This is a genomic window from Rhodococcus sp. P3_B8, assembly GCF_056402775.1.
In genome coordinates, this window is record NZ_JBFUGT010000586.1 from 1 (window position 1) to 1,835 (window position 1,835).

2 protein-coding genes and 1 pseudogene are annotated in these 1,835 nt (G+C 68.3%); all 3 read right to left on the reverse strand.

The genetic code is table 11. The annotated features are described in order from the left end of the window. Window positions 1–429 (reverse strand): annotated as a pseudogene (locus AC1D1G_RS44810) (phenylalanine--tRNA ligase subunit alpha); the annotation flags it as partial. A 94-nt stretch (window positions 430–523) separates the two neighbouring features. Beyond that, window positions 524–1,333 carry a TrmH family RNA methyltransferase gene (locus AC1D1G_RS44815; RefSeq protein WP_283334324.1) on the reverse strand — a complete coding sequence of 270 codons (810 nt, stop codon included), beginning with the start codon at window positions 1,331–1,333 and terminating at the stop codon, window positions 524–526. A gap of 56 nt (window positions 1,334–1,389) precedes the next feature. Continuing rightward, window positions 1,390–1,779, reverse strand: coding sequence for a 50S ribosomal protein L20 (gene rplT / locus AC1D1G_RS44820; protein WP_005247385.1), 390 nt, complete (start codon window positions 1,777–1,779; stop codon window positions 1,390–1,392). Window positions 1,780–1,835: the final 56 nt, after the last annotated feature.

Below are 1,835 nucleotides of genomic sequence, written 5' to 3' on the forward strand. Positions count from 1 at the left end.
GAACACGTCCTCGACCTGCTCGGAGATGATGCTGATCGGGTGGCGGGCGCCCACCGGCTGACGCTGCGACGGCAGGGTCACGTCGATGGCCTCGGCCACGAGCACGGCCGCGTCCCGTTCGGCGAGCAGGACGGCGCGGCGCTCGTCGAACGCCGCACTGATCCGGGTGCGGGCGACGTTCACGCGCTTGCCTGCGTCGGCCTTCTCCTTGCCCGGGAGGGCTCCGAGTCCGCGTCGGGCGAGGGCGATCGGCGACTTGTCGCCCATGTGCTCGACCTTGGCCTTCGCCAGGTCGTCGAGATCCGCCACCGACGCGAACGCCTTCTCGGCGCTCTCCGCTGCCGCAGTCAGAGCGTCCTCGGTGAGCGCACTCGCATCGACCGCGCCGCCTTCGACGCCCGTGGAGGCAGCGCCCTCTTTTTTAGCCACGACCGGTGCCACTCCTTAAGTTCTTTCAGTCAACACTCTCGACGAAACCGAAACAGCTCGCCGTCAAATCCTATGCGATCCGATTTTCGCCGGTTCAGCTGTCGGTTCGCTTGCGATTCTGGACCCGTGCGCTCGAATACAGGCAGATCGACGCCGCCGTCGCCAGGTTGAGGCTCTCGGCTCGACCGTGGATCGGAATCCGCACCCGGTAATCGGCTCGCGCGGACGTGGCCGCGTCGAGGCCGTGGGCCTCGTTGCCGAACAGCCACGCCGTGGGGCGGGCCAGCAGTTCGTCGGCGTCGTCCAGATCGACCTCGCCGTCGGCCGCCGTGGCGAGCAATTGAATTCCCGCCGCGCTGATGCTGTCGAGGACCGCCGCGGTGTCCCGTTCACGCACCACCGGAAGGTGGAACAGGCTTCCGGCGGACGCCCGGACGCATTTGCCGTTGTGCGGGTCGACGCTGTCGCCCGCGAGAATGGCCGCGTCCGCGCCCACCGCGTCCGCGACCCGGATGACGGTGCCCGCGTTACCCGGCTCCGCGACCGCCACCGGGACCGCGAGCAGACGGGTTCCGGGTCCGATCGCCTCCGCCAGCGGAACGTCGAGGAGATCGCACACCGCGACGAGACCCGGCGGGGTCACCGTGTCGCTGAGCGCTCGAACCGCCCGGTCCGTCACCAACGACGTACGGACGCCCGCCGTGTGTGCCCGGTCGATCAGCCTCGCGTACCGCTGCTCGGCGTCCTCGGTGTAGAAGAGATCGTGCACGGGACGGGTGTCGAGTGCCTCGCCGACGGAGTTCTCGCCCTCCACCAGGAAGCGCCCGACCTTGCGGCGTTCCGCGGTGCGCAGCAGCTTGACAGCAGAAACGACCCGTGGAGTGCGCTCGGTGAGCGGGTCCACGGGTCGTTTCCGAGGCTCTGAAGGCCGGGGCTCTGAAGGCCGGGGTGCTGCGAGACTCAGGCCGCTTCTCCGGCCGGAGCGTTCACGTCAGCCGGGAGCGCCGCCTTGGCGAGGGCCACGAGGCCGGCGAACGCCGCCGCGTCGGACACGGCCAGCTCGGCGAGGTTCTTGCGGTCGACCTCGATCTCGGCCAGACGCAGACCCTGGATCAGGCGGTTGTACGTGATGTCGTTCGCCCGTGCAGCAGCGTTGATACGCGTGATCCACAGCTTGCGGAAGTCGCCCTTGCGCGCACGGCGGTCACGGTAGGCGTAGGTCAGCGAGTGGAGCTGCTGTTCCTTCGCTTTGCGGTACAGGCGCGAGCGCTGTCCGCGGTAGCCGCTGGAGGCTTCGAGAATCGAACGACGCTTCTTCTGGGCGTTTACCGCCCTCTTTACGCGTGCCACTGAAAAATCCTGTCAATCTTGGGGCGGTGAGCTGCCCCGGGTGGTCAGTAAAAGGG